The organism is Psychrobacter sp. I-STPA10 (assembly GCF_021012795.1).
Taxonomy (GTDB): domain Bacteria; phylum Pseudomonadota; class Gammaproteobacteria; order Pseudomonadales; family Moraxellaceae; genus Psychrobacter.
Genome location: NZ_VFYU01000032.1, coordinates 1 through 19,045 on the forward strand (window position 1 = coordinate 1; position 19,045 = coordinate 19,045).

The 19,045-nt window shown below is 41.2% G+C and carries 15 protein-coding genes; 4 read left to right on the top strand and 11 right to left on the bottom strand.

Going from position 1 to position 19,045, the window contains the following annotated elements:
* Positions 1-65: 65 nt before the first annotated feature.
* The 3 genes from FHK89_RS14355 to FHK89_RS14365 all read left to right on the top strand — a co-directional run bounded on the left by FHK89_RS14355 (position 66) and on the right by FHK89_RS14365 (position 2,406).
* Entirely contained in the window at positions 66-377 is a 312-nt protein-coding gene (locus FHK89_RS14355) for a transposase (RefSeq protein WP_230656861.1), read from the top strand.
* Between the two features lie 29 nt (positions 378-406).
* Positions 407-1,249, top strand: coding sequence for an IS3 family transposase (locus FHK89_RS14360; RefSeq protein ID WP_329958684.1), 843 nt, complete (start codon positions 407-409; stop codon positions 1,247-1,249).
* A 281-nt stretch (positions 1,250-1,530) separates the two neighbouring features.
* On the top strand, positions 1,531-2,406 hold the full coding sequence (locus FHK89_RS14365; RefSeq protein ID WP_230661672.1) for a MauE/DoxX family redox-associated membrane protein: 876 nt from the start codon (positions 1,531-1,533) through the stop codon (positions 2,404-2,406).
* A gap of 272 nt (positions 2,407-2,678) precedes the next feature.
* Here the strand turns inward: FHK89_RS14365 and FHK89_RS14370 are convergent, their stop codons facing one another.
* The 5 genes from FHK89_RS14370 to FHK89_RS14390 all read right to left on the bottom strand — a co-directional run bounded on the left by FHK89_RS14370 (position 2,679) and on the right by FHK89_RS14390 (position 7,365).
* Positions 2,679-4,376, bottom strand: a complete 1,698-nt coding sequence (locus tag FHK89_RS14370; RefSeq protein ID WP_230661674.1) for an alpha/beta hydrolase family protein — start codon at positions 4,374-4,376, stop codon at positions 2,679-2,681.
* Between the two features lie 220 nt (positions 4,377-4,596).
* Positions 4,597-5,169 carry a hypothetical protein gene (locus FHK89_RS14375; protein WP_230661676.1) on the bottom strand — a complete coding sequence of 191 codons (573 nt, stop codon included), beginning with the start codon at positions 5,167-5,169 and terminating at the stop codon, positions 4,597-4,599.
* Positions 5,170-5,290: 121 nt separating this feature from the next.
* Positions 5,291-6,220: a DODA-type extradiol aromatic ring-opening family dioxygenase gene (locus FHK89_RS14380; protein WP_230661678.1), complete on the bottom strand. Its 930-nt coding sequence runs from the start codon at positions 6,218-6,220 to the stop codon at positions 5,291-5,293.
* 31 nt (positions 6,221-6,251) lie between these two features.
* A complete protein-coding gene (gene rlmH / locus FHK89_RS14385) occupies positions 6,252-6,740 on the bottom strand; it encodes a 23S rRNA (pseudouridine(1915)-N(3))-methyltransferase RlmH (protein WP_230661679.1) in 489 nt (162 codons plus the stop codon).
* An 82-nt stretch (positions 6,741-6,822) separates the two neighbouring features.
* On the bottom strand, positions 6,823-7,365 hold the full coding sequence (locus tag FHK89_RS14390; protein WP_230661681.1) for a DUF421 domain-containing protein: 543 nt from the start codon (positions 7,363-7,365) through the stop codon (positions 6,823-6,825).
* 314 nt (positions 7,366-7,679) lie between these two features.
* Between FHK89_RS14390 and FHK89_RS14395 the strand changes: the two genes are divergently transcribed.
* Positions 7,680-8,267 carry an O-acetyl-ADP-ribose deacetylase gene (locus FHK89_RS14395; RefSeq protein WP_268993062.1) on the top strand — a complete coding sequence of 196 codons (588 nt, stop codon included), beginning with the start codon at positions 7,680-7,682 and terminating at the stop codon, positions 8,265-8,267.
* A 40-nt stretch (positions 8,268-8,307) separates the two neighbouring features.
* On the opposite strand, the gene FHK89_RS14400 is transcribed toward FHK89_RS14395, so the two are convergent.
* From FHK89_RS14400 to map, 6 genes are all read right to left on the bottom strand, one after another.
* Positions 8,308-10,074 (bottom strand): D-alanyl-D-alanine carboxypeptidase/D-alanyl-D-alanine-endopeptidase, encoded by a 1,767-nt coding sequence (locus tag FHK89_RS14400; protein WP_230661683.1) that lies wholly within the window; start codon positions 10,072-10,074, stop codon positions 8,308-8,310.
* Between the two features lie 211 nt (positions 10,075-10,285).
* A complete protein-coding gene (locus FHK89_RS14405; RefSeq protein WP_230661685.1) occupies positions 10,286-10,894 on the bottom strand; it encodes a 3'-5' exonuclease in 609 nt (202 codons plus the stop codon).
* A gap of 99 nt (positions 10,895-10,993) precedes the next feature.
* Positions 10,994-13,030 carry a DUF294 nucleotidyltransferase-like domain-containing protein gene (locus FHK89_RS14410; RefSeq protein WP_230661687.1) on the bottom strand — a complete coding sequence of 679 codons (2,037 nt, stop codon included), beginning with the start codon at positions 13,028-13,030 and terminating at the stop codon, positions 10,994-10,996.
* 230 nt (positions 13,031-13,260) lie between these two features.
* Positions 13,261-14,490: a succinyldiaminopimelate transaminase gene (gene dapC, locus FHK89_RS14415; protein WP_230661689.1), complete on the bottom strand. Its 1,230-nt coding sequence runs from the start codon at positions 14,488-14,490 to the stop codon at positions 13,261-13,263.
* A 91-nt stretch (positions 14,491-14,581) separates the two neighbouring features.
* The gene (gene glnD, locus FHK89_RS14420) at positions 14,582-17,263 is read right to left on the bottom strand and encodes a [protein-PII] uridylyltransferase (RefSeq protein WP_230661691.1); all 2,682 of its coding nucleotides are present in this window, start codon (positions 17,261-17,263) and stop codon (positions 14,582-14,584) included.
* 159 nt (positions 17,264-17,422) lie between these two features.
* Complete coding sequence (gene map / locus FHK89_RS14425) at positions 17,423-18,214, bottom strand: type I methionyl aminopeptidase (RefSeq protein WP_230661693.1); 792 nt, start codon at positions 18,212-18,214, stop codon at positions 17,423-17,425.
* Positions 18,215-19,045 lie beyond the last annotated feature (831 nt).

A 19,045-nucleotide genomic window follows, 5' to 3' on the forward strand; every position in this document is an offset into this window, starting at 1 on the left:
TGTAGTGTCATAATAAAACTGGACAGCAACTAAGAGGTTATACTAACTTAAAAAAGGAACTTAGTATGACCAAACAGCGTAGCAAATTCACCCGAGAATTCAAACTTGAAGCCATTAGTGCCGTTATTGACGAAAACCGTAAAATCAAAGAAGTGGCCAACTCTCTGAACATTGGTATCTCAACGCTTGATAACTGGGTGCGTAAGTATCGTCAAGAACAGCAGGGTATTGGACCAGTCAAAGGCAATGCTTTAACTGATGAACAAAGAGAACTTCAGCAACTACGTAAGGAGAATAAACGCTTACGGATGGAGCGTGATATATTAAAAAAGGCTTCCGCTCTGCTAGCATTGGACAACCTGAAAGACTATCGCTAATTACTAAGTTATCAGAGCAAGATAAACAAATTAGTAAAAGCCAACTGTGTAACTTACTTGGTATTGTCAGAAGCAGTTACTACTACAGCACTAAGATTAAGCCAATCGATATCGAAGCTATCAAGGTTAAAGCGTTAATTCGCCAGATATTTAATGACTCTAATGGCTCAGCAGGTACGCGCACTATCACAGCTATCTTATGGCATCAACACGGTGTTAGGTTGTCTCGTTATAAAGCAGGTAAGTTTATGAAGCGTATGGGGCTTATCAGCAGACAGCTTAAGCAACCTAAGTACAAACACTGCGATGAGGGTCACAAGATTCATGACAATACCTTAGAGCGCAAATTTAGTCCCATAGCACCTAATCAAGTTTGGACTGGGGATGTGACTTATATCCGTATCAAGGGTGGCTGGTGCTACTTAGCAATCGTTTTGGATTTATATGCTCGGCGCATTGTAGGCTTTGCTGTGTCAGATTCACCTAATAGCTTATTAACTGGATCAGCTTTAAAGATGGCTTATCACACTAGATTAAACCCTGCTGGGGTAATGTTCCACTCCGATCAGGGGAGTCATTATACCAGTCTTGAGTTCTCTATCTATGTGAGTGAGTGCAGTGATATGACTCACAGTATGAGTCGCCGTGGCAATTGTTGGGATAACGCTCCTACTGAGAGATTCTTCAGAAGTTTTAAGACTGAATGGATGCCAAAGGTTGGCTATGAGAATATTAAGGAAGCTAAGTGTGCTATTAATGAGTATATTTGGGGTTATTATCAAACCATCAGACCACATACTTTCAACAATTATCTGACCCCATTAGAGAAAGAGAAACGTTACTTCAATCGAAACCTCTTATCTGTTGTCTAAATTTAGTTGACCACTACAGATTATAATATTATTATTTATTGGTTTTATTACGTTAAGAAGATAAATTAAACATTGATTGAGTCATTAATTATTCAACCCTCGATTTTAGTTGGTTAACTCATTAAATATAATGAGTTTTTGTAAATAAAGCGATGCGCTTGTGTGCTTATGGTTGATTTTGGTACCACTATCCTTATGTCTTTGCTAGGCTTACTAATATGAATGATATTTATCATAAAAATATGAGCAACGTAAGAAAACATAAGAAATAGGGGACAGTGATGACAGATAACACTCAAGACATATCCAAACAAGCAAACCCCATTAATGATGCCAATAACCCGCAGGTAAAAAATCTTATTGAGAGGCTCTCGGGTGAGCATATCAGCAGTGGCAATAATTCTGACAATAAGGCAAAACAAGCCATCATCTTTCGTATGGTGATGGACAAGCACATTTGTCCATTTGGCTTAAAGTCATTAGATGCGCTAAAACACGCAGACTATGACATTATTGATCGTCATATCACCAATGATGAGGAAAACAAACTGGTCAAAAACACCTTGGGTGTTAAGACCACACCGCAGACTTTTATTAATGGTAAACGTATCGGTGGTAATGATGACCTGCAAGTGTTTTTGGGCAATGCTGAACCCGAAAGCGAAGATGATACTTCCTATACACCGATTATTGCGGTGTTTGGTGTGACCGCTTTAATGACTTTGGCATTGTGTTGGGCATCATCAGTGTCAGTGTTGTCCATGCAAGCGTTAATGTGGTTTGTGGCGTTCTCTATGTGCGTCTTAGCCATCAAAAAATTAGAGGATTTGCAAAGTTTCAGCACTGGATTTTTGGGCTATGATTTATTAGCTCGTAAGGTGGTACGTTATGCCTATGTCTATCCATTTTTTGAGGCATTTGCTGGCGTGTCGATGTTGGCAAATCAGCCGTGGTTAAGTGTTATTGCAGGTATTGTGTCATTAAGCATTGGCTTGATTGGTGGTGTGTCAGTTATCAAAGCGGTGTATATCGATAAACGTGAGCTAAAATGTGCCTGTGTGGGTGGTAATAGTAATGTGCCATTGGGGGCTATCTCATTGACCGAAAATGTGATGATGGTGGTGATGGGGGCATATATGCTCAGTCAGGCATTTTAGCCGCTATATTGGACAATATAAGAACCTGTATTCACAACCCACAATGGTCGCTTTTTGCCTAAGATAGACGTACTACTGCGTTAAATTTTGGATTAAATAGAATGACTATTCGCCCCAAAATTTGCCTTGTATTACGCCATTTTAGTCTAAAAATCCCCTGATTTTGGATTATGAATACAGGTTCTAAAAAAAGACAGCCTAGGCTGTCTTTTTTTATTGCAAGTTTATTGTCAGAGGCTTGAACTTAACACATAGCAAGCTAGGTTATCAGCTTAACGATATTGATCAAAGAAAGTTTGTGAAGCGGCTAAGCAGTAAGGCATGACTATACTGTGATATTGGCTAAAGACGGCAAAAGTAGCTGCTTGCGTGGCTTGGGCATTGGCTTGCTCTTGTGATGCCCCGCCTTGTAACGCTGTTGTATAAGCGACAGTATAAGTATTAGTTTTAATCATATTTAACTGCTGAGAAAACTGGCGCTGTAACGGTTTGGCGACTGTTTCAACCGCGCTATTAACCATGGTGGGTAAGGTACTGATATAAGTTTGTCTACCTGCTTTAGCACGTTCAATCTCATTAGAGGTGTCTATATCTAGTAGAGCGAATGTCACATTGATAGTTTTATCATTTTTCCAAATACTGGCAAGAGAGGTACTATTGACATCAAAGAATACGATTGGATCTTGGTTACCGCCACATAATAGCGTTGGTGCTTGTGGTACATAGGGACGCAAATCATTTTCTTTTAGTGCTTTACGCAAAGGTTGTTGCGGATTTAGTGCGGCAAAAGGCAGAGCTGTCAAGTCAGGATATAATCCATCAGGATTGGCTCGCATATCTTTGACATAGTTAGCACGATAATCGGTGCTCACTAAATAATTGTCGCCAAAACCAAAACTAAAGCGTGGGCTAGGTGGCGAGATTTTATCTAATTCAGGGACATTAGGATTGGCAGAAAATAGTTGTGATAGTGGCAGTTTTTGTTCTGCAACCAACTGCTCAAAAGGGACATCTGCTGGTAGTAGGGATGGTACAATTTTGGCATATTTATCAGCATAGATGCCTTGTTGAATGCCACCATATTCTGCTTCGTAGCTGTCTACTAATAAGGGTAAGAATGCGGTACCACCAATGTTGACATTACCATTAACAATGGTATCAGCAAATGCTGCCAAAGCATAAGGACCTGAACCTGGGCTAACTGCGGTTATAGGTGTGCCTTGGTGATCGAGTGCTTGAGCTGTGGCGAGTGCCACATAGCCACCTTGTGAGTAGCCGGAGACAAACAGCTTGTCACTGGGGGTAACATAAGTTGGTGCGTCAGTATTCTCAGCCAGTTTTTTTAGGGCAAGCTTACCTGCTGTAAGGCTATCAACGGTTTGTTTGCCTTGTTGTTTGGTTACATAAGGGGCATAGTCTAGTTTTGAAGCATCATATCCAGGATAATTAGAAGCAATAACAATATCACCTTGAGCAGCGGTGGTTGCGGCTAATAATAATGCTGTTTTATACGCAGGATTTTTATTGTCATTTAATGCTGCTAGGTTATAGTTTTTCTCTGTTGTTGTGCCATGTGCATACAAAGAGATGGGGCGAGCACCCTGACATTTTGGATCCTCACCTGTTGGGATCATCAATGCGCCTGTAGCATTAGTAGCTTCACCTTTTAACCCTGTCGTGGTGTGATTAATATATTCAACTGTCACTCCGCAGACAGGCGCCTTGGGCACAGCTTGGCTCAATCCTGCATTGGCGATTGCTTCGGCAAGTTGGGTTGCTGTAAATGTCTGAGTGACCACAGGATCTGTCAGCAGTTTGACTTCACTGGCAGTATTATTGGTAGCATTACTATTACTATGCTTATCATTATTATCGTCATTATCACCACAAGCAGTCAGTAATAAACTTGCTGATAGTGTGGTGCATAGTAGGGTGGCAAATTGTCTTTTTGCAGAGAAGTATTGTGTCATAAAGCACATCCTTGTGTGGTTACATTATCAATGATTAATGGCAATATTCATTGCATTATGCTAATGATTGCAAACTGTAGCGTATAATTTGTGGTTAATAATGGTGTAAGTCATTAAAAAACTAGGGACATCAATAATGATATAAATGAGTTAGTTTCGCTATAGTTAATTGAATAATAACATTTTATTGAAAATTTTACAGCGGATTTATGCTGACTACTCAATTTTGTGGTGCTATCTGTACTGGCATACTCAAACCTCGGGCAAATGGTTCGGCAAATACATATACATGCTCACTGGCTGCTACATCAGCCGTGGTATGCACAATCAGCCGTACTTCTTTACCATCGGTTAGCTCATGCGACACATAATTATCACCAAGTTGGTCAAACAGTGCAGGTAAGGGTTCATTACTTGCAGTGCCTACGGTTAAGCTATGCTGTGCTTCGGCGGGGGTGACATGAAAAAATTGTGCATAAGACTTAACTGGCTCACTGTCCAATGCAAATGGATATTCAAAGCTATCTGCTGCTATTGGTGTGACCCCCGAATCTATCTTAGCCCAATCTATTGGCTGTGGTGTGGATGTTCCTTTAATTTGCGACTGTGTTTTGGTGGTGGTCTCTGACTCAGCCTGTGCTGTAGTTTGTGCTTTAGTGTGTGGATTGGTTTGCGTGTCAGTTTGTGGTTCAGCGTTATCAGTTTGCGGTTGGCAACCCAATACAAATACGCCACTGAGCAATACCAAGCTATACAGTGTATATTTTTTACCCATATTTTTAACTTCTCTCATCTTGACTACCTTTAAAATGCCTTTGAACTATGTTGCAAATTTAGCTAATTTTTATATAAAAGTAAAAAACAGCTATATCTCTTGTAGATATTAGCCCAACGGGGTGAATGTTCAATAGACCCTAATCAAAGCGATAAATATCCATGCCCAAGCTGTGATGTGCCATCCGCTGTGACACCACTGATACCCGTTGACCTGCCCCCAGTGCAAAAAATAGCGGCAGCAAATGTTCATCTGAAGGGTGTATATGCTCACTATTGGCGTACTGTTGCCATTGTAGTGCCGCAGGAATGTCTGTTTTGAGCTGATGTAACAGCCATGATTTAAAATCTTTGGCAGCCTCATCTTCAGAGTCTGCTGCCCAGCGCATATTTTGTAGATTATGGGTGATGCTGCCTGAGCCGATGAGTAAAAGTTGTTCTGTGCGTAGAGATGCCAGCTTTGCCCCCAACTGATAGCAGGCATAAGCGTCAAATGAATGGGGCAGACTGATTTGCACAATCGGTATGTCTGCTTGTGGGTACAAATGTAGCAAAGGTGACCAGACGCCGTGGTCATAGGCTCGTATGGGGTTGGTACTGGCGCGTATGCCATGTTCGCTTAGCTGTTGTGCCAGTGATTCAGCAAGCTGTGGCTGCCCTAAAGCAGGATAGTTAAGCTGATATAACTTGGGGTCTAGTCCACTAAAATCATGCCAAGTGGTCGGTGCAGGATTACTGTTAATCTCAAGCGTGGGTGATAACCAATGTGCAGACATGATAATAATCGCATGTGGTTTGGGTAGGTTGTGACCAATGCGCCGCAATGCTTGTGTGGTTGCAGAATGTTCTAGTGCCAGTGTTGGTGCACCATGAGAGATAAACAAAGCGGGTAGGGTGGCACGCTTGCTGTGAGTGTCAGCAAATATGGATTGCACACTCAGTGGCTTTTTTACTACTGGCTGGCTGGCATCAGAGCAATTGAGCGGTGACTTTGTGGGATAGTTTGAATAAGGCATGTGTCTATTATGGGGGCAGTCACCACTGATTGCAAAAACGGCTTCATTTGTCATTAACTAGTCGCTATTAGCTAATCACGACTAACTAGTTGCCACGATGATAGGGGTGGTTGTGATTAATACTCATGGCTCGGTATAACTGCTCCATTAGTAACACTCGTACCAGTGGATGCGGTAAGGTTAAAGCAGACAATGACCATTTAAAATCCGCTTGCGCCAGCACCTCAGGCGATACCCCATCAGCCCCACCAATGACCAGTGCAACGTCATCGCCAAGCTGCATGGCATCGGCAAGTTTGGTCGCCAATGCTTCGGTTGAGAGCATTTTCCCTTTAACATCAAGCACCCATAACTGTTCACGACTGGCAGCGCCATGCGTTTGTAAAATGGCTTGCCCTTCTTGCTCACGGTATTGTGCTAAATTAGCTTCTGATGGATTTTTTGCCCGTTTGGCGGCAGCCAGCTCGATAATTTCGGTACTGAGCATCGGCTGGATACGTTTATAATATTCATCAAATCCCGTTTGTACCCAGTTGGGCATTTTGTTACCGACAGTTAGTAGGCGCAGTTTCATGATGATTCTCTTATTAGATGGGTTTCTTATTAATTGCTATCATTAAGATATTTGTTCAGTGATGCATATTGCATGGACAAGTTCAAGTTAATGGCTTGATGGTCTCAGGAATAATCAGCGTATCTGGTTTTTCGTTCGCATCATCAGGCTGTTTTTTTGGAATGACGGTCAGCTTAGCATCACTTTCAAATACAATCGCCTCGACATCTTTAAAATGATGGATACCGTCAGCACGCATGGCACATTCTAATTCTTGGCGATTGAGCCTCTCTTTTTTCATCGCTTCAGGCAAAAACTGTCCTTGATAAAATACCACGGTTGGTTCAGATAAAATCATCGCAGAGAACGGCGCTGAGATGGCAGAGTATTTGGTAACCAAATATTGTAATAAAAATAGGGTAATAATGGCAGCACTACCTTCCACAAAGGGAATGGATTCTAGCAAAATGGTACTTGCGCCGATAGAACCAATCATCACGGTCACCACCCAATCAAAGTTGTTCAGTTGTGAAGTGGAGCGTTTGCCTGATATTTTAGTGACTACCACAATGAGTAAATAGACCAAAGCTGAGGTGATGACGATGCGTCCAAGTTTATCTAAATTATCAAATAAAAGATGCTGCATGGGTTATCCTTAACAAGTGAGTGAGGGCTGATAGGAGATACATTCATAGTTACAATGATGGTTAAAGACATATAGGGTCTGTTGAACTTTCACCCCGTTAGGCTAATATCTACAAGGTATACAACTATTTTTTACTTTCATGTAAAAATTGGCTAAATTTGCCTTATTCTGTGTTAATGAACTTGTTAATATCCTGATATTATCTGTGTTCATTGCCTTGACTAAGACAAATTTATCTCAATTTTTCCTATGAAGATGAATGTTCAACAGACCCTACTATAAAAAGAAATTAAAATTTAATGAGGAGTAAAGTTATGAATACAGAACAAAATATAATATCTACTGTGGATATAAAATTGAATAATAGCCAAAGTGTATCACTACAAGTCATGCAGGCAGATATTACCACATTGGTGGTTGATGCCATTGTTAATGCTGCCAATAGCAGTTTGTTAGGGGGTGGTGGGGTCGATGGGGCTATCCACCGTGCAGCAGGAGCTGAGTTATTGGCGTATTGTCGCACGCTTCATGGGTGCAAAACGGGCAATGCCAAAATAAGCCCTGCTTTTAATTTGCCGTGTGATTATGTTATCCATACGGTCGGACCTGTCTGGCATGGCGGCAAACAAAATGAGGCAGCATTATTAGCCAGTTGCTATCGCAATTCACTACAGCTAGCATTAGAGCAGCAGCTTGGTAGTATCGCTTTTCCTGCCATTAGTACGGGTGTCTATGGTTATCCGCTATTGCAAGCTACTGAGATTGCCATTGATAGTGTGCATCAAACATTGCAGCAAGCTGCCACCCAAAATTCGATAAGCTTAAATAAAGTCATCTTTTGCTGTTTTTCTGCCAAAGATGCCCAAGTATATCAGCAAATGTTGGCAAGATTAGGCAGCTAGCTGTTAACCATTAACTATTAATCATTAACCATACTCAATATTAGTGCTGTGCTGTCCAATCGAGCATGGCATCAAGTACAGGGCGAGCTTTAGCGGCATTAAGCTTGTGATTGGTGTTGATGATGCCGACCACCACATAGTCTTGTCCAGATAATCCTTTTACGTAACCTGCCATAGAAGTCACATTATCGAGTGTACCCGTTTTTATCCATGCTCGACCAATGGCTTGTGAGTGTGGTCGCCGATGCGCATGTCCTGCAATCGTTCCGCTAACCCCTGCGATTCCTAATGAGTCGACATAGGTGGCAAATTTAGGGTGTTGATATGCATATTGTAATAGTTCTGCCATATTAGCAGCAGTTACTGTGCAGTCACGGCATAAACCTGAGCCATTACTCATCATCGGTGGCGGTGAGCTAAGATGAGTTTGCCACCAATCGCTAATTTGCGTTAATGCCGTAGGATAGTTACTGGTTAGGGTGGTTTTATTTGCGCTATAAACAGGCAAAGATAAAGTGAGCTGTTCAGTCATGACATTATTAGAGTAGTGGTTGATGTCATATATTTGTGCTGATAAGGGCAAAGATGGATAGCTGGCAAGTGGTAGCGGATATTGCCATGCTTTGAGTGCGACAATGGGAGGTGAGTTTTTGGGTTTTGTGGAGTGTACATTCGCTGAATGGGTGGCTGTTAATTGGTTATGGGTAATTACCTGACCGTTTAAGCTATTACCTAAGTCTAGCCATTTTTGCTTTACTACACGTCTGGCATAGTCAGTGACATCAGGATATGCAATATAAAACTGGTGTTCGCCGCAGTTACTGGGCATATTTTTATTAAAAGATAGCTGATTTGTTTGCCATTTTGGAGCAAGACTATATTCGATTGAGCCACAACTTGCATGACGTTGTGGTAGTGTTGCGGGCAGTTGATAGTCTGCCAGCATGGGGGTGTAACTGAGTTGAGAATTGCCATGATTATCTGGCAAAGTGGTGATTTGGATGCTGTTAAAATTGATAAGTAACCCATCAGGACTGGCGTTATAAGGACGCAGTGGCTCGTTATCAAAGGCGGCTGGGTCTTTGCCAACTTGCTGAAAGATTGAGGTATCTAAGATAATATTGCCATCAATATGAGAGATGCCCGCTTTTTTGGCTTGATACAGCAGTTGGGTTAAGCGTTCATGAGTCAGCTTAGGGTCGCCACTACCTTTAATAATCATATCGCCATATAGTGTACCGTTAATAATCACCCCAGTATGCAAGATTTGTGTCTGCCAAACAAAATCTTGCCCAAGTGTGTCTAATGCCACAAAAGTGGGAATCAGCTTCATGGTACTGGCGGGTGTACGGGGTTGATTGGCTAAATGATACAGTGGGGTTGTCAATGGTTGTATGGCAGGTTGAGGGTTAGCATCGACCATAGATAACTCATTATCTTGCACTAATAATGGCGCAGACTCTTTAAATATCGGCTGAATCACACTACCATCTTCAAGTGTCACCGGCTGAGTTAGCGTCTGTTCAGTCTGCTTGTTTTCAGTCATACTGACGGTAGTGACATCGGTTGGTAAAGTGTTAGCTGGGTTTTTAGGCAGGATAGCAGCAGGTAAATGATTGTGCTGTGTATCATCACTGACAGGTAGGATGACCATACTAATATCATTGTCTTTGAGGTTGGCAGCAATAAGGGATTGCTCAATCATATTGGGTAGCGCGGCTTGACATAAAGGGGCACTGAGCAATACAGACATGGTCAGTAGCGTTTGGCGATAATAAGTGGTCAAAAGTACACTAAGAGTGGTCATAACGGTCTTTTTTGAGTAAAAATTTTAGACAAAATAAAAAGGCATAAGCTGCCATTTTAGACTAAAAGCCCTTGCTTGTGGCGGTGGATTGGCTTTTCAGTCTGCCTTCTATTTATAGTATCTTTAATAGTAGTTTGAATAGCAGTGGTCGTGACCTTAGCAAATACAGTTGTAATTGAAGTGAGTTAGATTGATCACGATATTCTAAAAATTAACGTAGATGCAAAAAAGCCATGGCAGTCATCACTGCATCATTATAGGCATCATGGCTGCCTAAGTCAGGAATATTATATTTTTTTAATATTTGCGCTAAGTGTTGTCCCTGATGTGACACCCCAGCAGTACGATCGCCTGTTTTGCGATTATACATATCACGAATATCAATAATAGAGTTGGGCAGGGGTATGCCCATATAGGCTTTGGCAAGTAGATTTAAAAATGCCATATCAAGCTGTGGGCAGAATCCCACAATGGGGCGGTTACCAACAAACGGTAATAGCAATGCCAGCATCTCATCATAGCTGATACCATGTGCGACATCATGCGGACGCAAGCCATGAATAACAATGCTGTCCGCTTCAGGCATCACTGGAGGACGACATACCATATAGCGTCCATTACCAGTATCAATATGATCGCCATTAATATGAATGGCGGCAATAGAGAGTAGATGATGTTTTTTGGGATTTAGACCCGTCATTTCGCAATCAATGGCTACCCATTGATCGGGTAAAGGTGGAGTTAATAAGTATGCCAACTCAGGACGAGTTAATGATCGTTTATACCAGTATGATTTTAGTTGGTGTATGAGCGTTGTCATATTTAGCATCTCAGGCAGAAATTTTTGTATTTACCATATTTATCAAGCTTGGCGATTTGTCATGGCGATAGAACAATTTAATATATTTATTCAATGACATCAGTTGATTTCAAGTTGATAATGCTGGCGCAACTGATTTTTAAAGCTTTTGACCACTGCAAGACATTCTTTGAGTAGATCACGCTCAAGGGCGGATAGGGTTGTGGGATCAACTTGGTGTGCATTTTTATCATGAGATGACAGAGCGACGGCAAGTCGTTGTCCGATAAAAAACTCTAAGGTTTCATTGAGGGTTTCAGCTCGTTTTGATGTCAGTACCCCACAGCGAGTCAGTGCTTGTAGACGTGCTTTAGTATTGGTCACTGCAAAAATTTGTTGTTCTAACGCCATGGCACGGATACCATGTACCAGTGGAAAGATTCCCGCTTTTTTTAGATCCACATCTTGTACAGCAGGCTTACCAATTAAGGGAGCAAAGCTTTTCCACCACTGATTAACATCTCCAAATTGTAGGGCAGCACGGGCAAATCCACGTACAAACATAGGATCTGCTTGTTTATAAGCAATGGCAAGATGTTGGCGCAAACTGTCAAGTAAGCGTTCGTCACCACAGACATAAGCCGCATCAAGCAATGCTGCCAGCCAGATGCTATGATTGGGTTCTTTGGCTTTAAACCATTGGCTAATTTGTGTTTTAAAACGATTGAGTGGTAATCGCCATAATGGATTACTCATCATGATATTACCATCACACAGTGGATAACCCATATCAGCCAAATGTTGGTTAAATTGCTCAGCATATTCAGGCAACTCAGGGTGATTAAAGCCATTACGAATGATCAGTGCATTGTCTTGATCAGTACGCATGATTTGTTCACCTCGACCCTCTGAGCCCATCACAATGACACAGGTATTTTCAAACACCATGTCAGGTACAATCAACTGCCAAAGTTTGGTAAATACTTGCGCATTGAGTGTCTGCACCATACGACTGATGACACCCACCTTAATGCCATCATGCTGCTGTGCACGAATGTACTGTCCAATTTGATCTACCGCACTGGCAAGCGTTTGAATGTCTTGTGCTTGCTGTATTTGTACACTAATCAGTTGTGAGTGATGGCTTATATATGCCAAAAGATTACTCTGACCTAAAATACCAATAATTTCACCAGTGGCATTGACCACAGGTAGGCGATGTACTTGATAACGTATCATAGTTAATAAGGCATCACTGACATCATCATGTTCACTAATGGTACGTAGCTTAAAGTTGGCATAGGTATGACACGGAGTCGATTTTGGCTCAGCTGATTCGCTGATGGCACGACAGATATCCGTATCAGTAAGGATACCAAAATTACTGTCATAGGCACGAGTAGGGTGCCGCTCAGGTGATGGTGTGCGCTGGATTAGTACATGTTTTAAGCCAGTATTAGTCATAATTTGCGCGGCTTCAAATAATGACGCGGCTTCATTGATAATTTTTACAGGTAATAAGGTAATGCTGGTGACAGGCTGTAGCATAAGCTGCTGTGCTTCTGCTTGATTGCTATTGTGATTTGCATGAGTTGTACTGTTTTGTGTCGGGTTGTTTTTTTGAGAGGTCGCTTGTATTTGGTGGCTGGTTTTTTGCCTATTTTTACGCATATTTAACGCCTGCATACGCTCACTTAACTCACCTGATAACAGTTGGCGCACAAGGTGATTTTGTGCTGAGAGTCGATCAATGGCAGCCGCTTCTACTTGTAATAACAAAGTATCTTCTAATGCTTGATAGCAATATGATGATGATTTTGGAGCATTCTTGTTTGTATTGTTATCGTTGGTTGGCTCACTGATTGTAGTGTTGGCAGAAGCCGTATTGTGATTGTGCTCACTAGAATAGGTGTTAAATTGCCGCCGTGCATCAAACCAGTCGTTGCTATATTCATTGGCAGTAAAATCACCAACATAGTCATCATTTAGTTTTTGTTGTATGCGACCTTTAAGCACCACATAAAAATAATCTAACTCTTTGTCTGTCAGGCTATCATTTTTGCCCAGATAGCGTACTTGGGTATGTTTTTTTAGACTTTGACGCTCTGTGGGGGTGAGTACGTCAAAAGGGGGCTGAGAAAAATCAAGCTGAGTCATGAGCCGTCCTCCATGTTGGCAAAGCCCAGTGCAAACAAGATTAATCCATTAATCTTAAATTTTTGTTAAAACACTGAGCGGGCTAAGCTTAATATTAACCCCATGACTGGAGGAATACAAGATAGAGCTGAGTGTCATGCAAACAATCCTCTATCTTTGTGAGTTTGGTCTTCTTGATGGCTGATGCAAAAATTATGACTTATACCAAAATATTGGCGGCTACGATGATGCTACGAGTTTAACAACTGCTTAATACGGCTTATGGCTTCTCGGCTTTCATCAACACTGGCAACGAGTGCAAGACGCACATAGCCTTTGCCTGCATTTTCACCAGCCACGTCACGAGACAAATAACGCCCTGCCAAGGCATGAATATTTGCTTGCTCATACAAAGCTTTCACAAATGCCTCATCATCAGCTTCACCATGCTCATCAACAAATTGCTTGGGTGCTTTGACCCAAAAATAAAATCCAGCGTCAGGGTGACGTAACTGTAGTAAATCACCAAGTTCTTGCATCCATAGCTCAAACTTTTCTTTATACAAGGCTCGGTTGTGTGCCACATGCTCTTCATCTTGCCAAGCAGCGATGGACGCTAATTGGTGATGGATCGGCATGGCGCAGCCTTGATAGGTGCGGTATTGCAAATATGGGGCAAGCAGTGTGGCATCGCCTGCAATAAATCCTGAGCGTAATCCCGGCAGATTAGAACGTTTGGATAACGAATGAAATACGACGCAGTTTTTATAATCATCACGTTGCAGCGCAGCACAGGCTTGTAATAGACCCACTGGTGCGCTATCAAAATACAGCTCGCTATAACACTCATCACTGGCGATGATAAAGTCATGCTCATCGGATAGGGCAATGAGGTCTTGCCAGTCTTGCATCTGCATCACACTGCCTGTGGGATTGTTTGGGCTACATACAAATACCAACTGTGCACGCTGCCAAACCTCAGCAGGCACGCTGCTATAGTCACCTTTAAACTCATTGTCTGCATTGCAAGGCACAAAATAAGGTTCTGCCCCTGCTAACAGTGCCGCCCCTTCATAAATTTGATAAAAAGGATTGGGCATGACGACAAACGGTTTTGCAGTTGAAGTGGTTGTAGGTGTTGGTGTGTCTATGACGGCTTGGACAAAGCTAAATATCGCTTCACGAGTACCCATCACTGGTAAAATTTGACTATTGGCATCGATATGGTTGAGCTCAAAGCGTTGTTTTAACCAAGTCGCAATACAGTCTCGTAGCTCAGGTAGTCCATTGGTGGTGGGGTAGTGTTGTACCTTGGCTAGATTTTGTTTGAGTACTTCTAAGACAAACTCAGGTGGCTGATGTTTAGGTTCACCGATGCCCAGTTTTATCGGTTCATATTGCTCAGCAGGGGTGCTATTAGCAAGTAATTTACTCATCTTAGCAAATGGATAAGGGTGTAGTTGGTTGAGATTGCTATTCATAAAATTCTTCTTTTAGATATTAATTTATCGATATGGATTAACTGAACAACTGGTTGATCAATTGAAAAATAGGGTTGGATTCATATTTGATTTACTTATCATCTAATGCTGCAATAATGGCAGTTTTTAGTAGGTCAAGTTGTTGCTCAGTGAGTGCTTCATCTTTTTGATCACTGATATAAAACATATCCTCGGCACGTTCACCAAGTGTGGTAATACGGGCCGCATGAACTTCAATACCTTGTTGCAAAAATACTTGACCTAATTGGGCAAGCAACCCAGGTTGATCTAAAGTCGTAATACTCATGATATGTTGATTACTTGCCTCATTATAAGAAAAACTGATACTGGTTGGCACATAAAAGTTTTTTAATTGCCGTGGCAGGCGTCTTTGTACCAGTTTAGGTGTATTGGGATTGGCAAATGCTTGAATCAAACGTGATTTGAGTTCATCTTGGCGTTCAGTGTCGGTGAGCAGTGTCCCATGACGATCCAAAAGTACATAAGAGTCCAGTGCAAATTCGCGAGTGGCAGTGATGATGCGCGCATCAAGTACATCCAAATCCATCTGATCAAACACAGCCATGGTCACAGCAAATAGATTGGTTTGATCTTGGGTATATACAAAAACTTGCACCGCATCAAGTGCCAATCCTCGGTGTTCCCGTAGTACCACTAATGGCTTGCTGTCTGCATTAGAAGCTTTACCAATCGGAGGGTGATTTAAGATGGCTTCGGTATGCCATAGTATGTCCTCAGGAATTTCACGTAAAAAATACTCATCACCCAACTCATCCCATAAAATCAGCACCTCTTCACGATTCATGTGATCCACTTCTGCAAGCAGTGCAGTGGCACGTTGGCGAGTCTCAAAGATCATATCTTGGCGGTTGGTGGGTGCATCAACATCTGCACGCAAAATTCGTCGAGTCTGCGTATATAGCTGTTTCATCAGCGTTGCTCGCCAACCATTCCAAAGCTGTGGATTGGTGGCATTCATGTCTGCTACAGTGAGCACATATAGATGATTGAGATGGGTTACATTACTGACCAACTGTGCAAACTCAGTGACTACCTCAGGATCAGAGATGTCTTTTTTCTGTGCAGTTAAAGACATCAACAAATGATGACGTGTCAGCCAGCCTACCAGCTTAGCATCAGCTTGCTGCATGCCATGTGACAAACAAAATTCAACCGCATCTGTCTCACCAAGCTCACTGTGGTTGCCTCCCCGACCTTTGGCAATGTCATGGAAGATTGCTGCCAATATCAATATCTCTTTTCTTTCTATACGCCGATAAATAGAACTGACAAGAGGAAAGTTATCATGATATTTATCATCGGTAAATCGGTGTAACATTCTCACCAAAAGTAAGGTGTGTGCATCGACAGTGTAGCGATGAAACAAATCATATTGCATCAAACCTGTGACTGCCGCAAATTGAGGTAAATAACTGCCCAACACCCCATAACGTTTCATAGTACGTAAGCGATGAAACAGATAATTTTGCTCTTTTAGATTGTTCAAAAACAAGGCTTGATGGGTAGGATTGTCACGATATGCTTGATCAATACCCCGAGCTGCAATCTTTAACGAGCGTAATGTGCGCGTACGTACCTCTTTAATGCCATGTTGCCCCATCAGTAAAAATAACTCTAAAATAGCCGCTGGATATTGAGCAAACACACGGTGATGGGCAATGGCGATTTGATTACCAATGATATTAAAGCGGGCATTGAGGGTGGTCTTATGGGGACGCTCGTGTATTGGCAGACGTGCCTCAATCACTGTTTCATAGTAATGTGAGGTCAGCATTTCCGATAGGGTTGAGATTTGCATGGCACAGCGATAATAATCACGCATAAAAGCTTCAACAGCCGCATTGGGTGGGTCACTAGGCAACTCTTCGTATCCCATTCGTTTAGCAACTTCACGTTGATAATCAAACAACAGCTTATTTTCGTTACGCCCAGTAATTTTATGTAGATGATGGCGAATTTCCCACAAAAATCCTTCAGAAAAAGTCAGCTCATCATATTCTTTTTCGGTTAAAAAATCTTGTGGTACTAAGTCATACAATTTATTAATACGAAAATAACGTTTGGTAATCCAGCCAATGGTATGAATATCACGCAGACCACCTGGTGCATTTTTGATATCAGGCTCAAGATTGTATTCAGTGGTATTATGGCGTAAATAACGTTGTTTGGCCTCTAGCATTTTGGCTTCAAAAAACGCACGCTGTGGCCATGTTTGATACACCAAATCTATTGGAGTCTGAGCCAATGCTGTATTACCAATTAACAACCTTGACTCAAGTAATGAGGTGGCAACCGTAATGTCTTCAGCAGCTTCTAAGCACTCTGCTACAGAGCGCACTGCCAGACCTGGCTCTATGCCCACATCCCATAAAGTTGCCACAAACTTATTAAGCTTATCTTTGGTAGACTCCGTGATTTGATTGGTAAATAGAAGCAAAATATCCACATCTGAGTGTGGTGATAGCTCCCCCCGTCCATAGCCTCCCGTCGCAAATAATGCCAAATCTGTATTGTGTAGATCAAAGCGTTTAAATAACGCAATGAGTAAGCTATCTATAGCGCAAGCTCGGGCATTGACCAAATGACGGATATCCATCTTATGTGCCAATCGATTGTCAATGTCTGTCTCAATTTGAGTCAACCAAGCAGTAACTCCCAAATCTCGTTCATGATTGTGTGCTAGATCAGGCAGTGGGGTTAGTAAAGGATCGGCAGGATTGCAAATAAACATGGCTATGTACTCAAATTAAAGTTTTAGCAAAAAAAGATATAATCCATCTAATATAATGTCACCACAAAAGGCAAGCAAGCACAGAATAACAGACAAGTGTAAACAAACAGGCAAATCAAAGCCGAAAAAAAGACCGCCGTAGCGATCTTTTAAGTTAGCTTAACTTTTTAAAAAGCTTAAATCTTCTTCTGGTCGGGTGGTAAATACCTCACAACCATTATCCGTCACCACCATGGTATGCTCCCACTGTGCTGATAGTTTACGGTCTTTGGTAATCGCTGTCCATTGATCGGGCATGATTTTGGTTTTCCAAGTGCCTTGGTTGATCATTGGCTCAATGGTAAACGTCATACCTGTTTTTAGTTGCATACCCGTACCTTTTCTACCATAGTGCAATATTTGTGGTTCATGGTGAAACGAGTTACTGATACCATGACCACAAAACTCACGTACAATACTAAAACGCTCAGGCTCAACCACTGCTTGAATGGCAGCACCAATGTCACCGAGATATGCGCCATCTTTGACCACACTCATACCAGCATACAATGCCTTTTGTGCCACATCACAGATACGCTTTGCCATGATAGAGCCTTCACCGATGATCCACATCTTTGATGTATCACCATAATAACCATCTTTGATAACAGTCACATCAATATTGATGATGTCACCATCTTTGAGAATTTTGTTATCATCAGGAATGCCATGACACACCACATGATTGACTGAAGTACAAATAGACTTAGGAAAACCATGATAATTGAGCGGTGCAGGTACAGCTTGTTGCACATTGACAATATAATCATGAGCAATTTGGTTTAGGGCCTCAGTGGTCACACCCGCTTTAACATGTTCATCAAGCATCACCAAAACATCACTGGCAAGTTTACCTGCCACCCGCATTTTTTCAATGGCTTCGGCAGATTGGATTAAAGAATTGTTGTTCATAGTCATCATTCATATCATTTTTATAAATAGTGGCGGTCATTATAGCATAGCGATTCTTAATTACGCTTGTCTAATCTTGCTGAAAATATTAACCTTAAGTTATATACACCTTATATATTTTCTGACCAATTAGTTAAGTTTTTGTTTTTAACTTTTCAATGATACCATTGTGGTGTATTTAGTGCACATTTGTGCACAAATGTTTAATAAGTTAATAATAATTAAATGGCAATAATGATTGATTATAATGTGGTGTTGTTTTACTATAATTTGTGCATCACTTAGTTAAAGTGATATGAAGGTGATAGTAATTGCATTTGCTTTAATTACCTTAATGTGTATAAACTAAGGTGTGTAGTGGATTGATATTCCAAAACTTAGTTTATTTTAGTTTGCTGCCATTAGAAAATTCATGTATAAAATAATTTGGTTTAGATATTAAATTTTTTTATTTATGAATACTGGTATTTTTACTTAATAAAATGACCAATTTTAAAAATATATATATTATTATAATGATGGTGGTTTTATAAATATATTTGAAAAATACACAAAATATAAAGGATTAAAGATTAAGCTAAATAACCAAATTTAAGAAAAAATACAGAACAACAGAGACGGTTATAAGACAGCTATAAAAATAGGGACACAATGATTAATTTAAATTTTTATTGGCGTATATTTTACGTTTAAAATCCTTAGATCCCATGTGGTTATTTACTGTACTTGTTTATAACGTTGTTATCCATGCTCCACACCTGTATAAGTTGCGGTGCAACAGATAGGTGATTATGTTAGCAGTAGTTACATGCTCCCTACAGGATGTTGCTA

Excerpts from the sequence above, each read along its gene's own strand:
- map (WP_230661693.1), bottom strand. The coding sequence starts at position 18,214 with ATGAACAACAATTCTTTAATCCAATCTGCCGAAGCCATTGAAAAAATG.
- rlmH (WP_230661679.1), bottom strand. The coding sequence starts at position 6,740 with ATGAAACTGCGCCTACTAACTGTCGGTAACAAAATGCCCAACTGGGTA.
- FHK89_RS14410 (WP_230661687.1), bottom strand. The coding sequence starts at position 13,030 with ATGACTCAGCTTGATTTTTCTCAGCCCCCTTTTGACGTACTCACCCCC.
- FHK89_RS14390 (WP_230661681.1), bottom strand. The coding sequence starts at position 7,365 with ATGCAGCATCTTTTATTTGATAATTTAGATAAACTTGGACGCATCGTC.
- FHK89_RS14405 (WP_230661685.1), bottom strand. The coding sequence starts at position 10,894 with ATGACAACGCTCATACACCAACTAAAATCATACTGGTATAAACGATCA.
- FHK89_RS14395 (WP_268993062.1), top strand. The coding sequence starts at position 7,680 with ATGAATACAGAACAAAATATAATATCTACTGTGGATATAAAATTGAAT.
- FHK89_RS14380 (WP_230661678.1), bottom strand. The coding sequence starts at position 6,220 with ATGACAAATGAAGCCGTTTTTGCAATCAGTGGTGACTGCCCCCATAAT.
- FHK89_RS14355 (WP_230656861.1), top strand. The coding sequence starts at position 66 with ATGACCAAACAGCGTAGCAAATTCACCCGAGAATTCAAACTTGAAGCC.
- FHK89_RS14400 (WP_230661683.1), bottom strand. The coding sequence starts at position 10,074 with ATGACCACTCTTAGTGTACTTTTGACCACTTATTATCGCCAAACGCTA.
- glnD (WP_230661691.1), bottom strand. The coding sequence starts at position 17,263 with ATGTTTATTTGCAATCCTGCCGATCCTTTACTAACCCCACTGCCTGAT.
- FHK89_RS14365 (WP_230661672.1), top strand. The coding sequence starts at position 1,531 with ATGACAGATAACACTCAAGACATATCCAAACAAGCAAACCCCATTAAT.
- FHK89_RS14370 (WP_230661674.1), bottom strand. The coding sequence starts at position 4,376 with ATGACACAATACTTCTCTGCAAAAAGACAATTTGCCACCCTACTATGC.
- dapC (WP_230661689.1), bottom strand. The coding sequence starts at position 14,490 with ATGAATAGCAATCTCAACCAACTACACCCTTATCCATTTGCTAAGATG.
- FHK89_RS14375 (WP_230661676.1), bottom strand. The coding sequence starts at position 5,169 with ATGAGAGAAGTTAAAAATATGGGTAAAAAATATACACTGTATAGCTTG.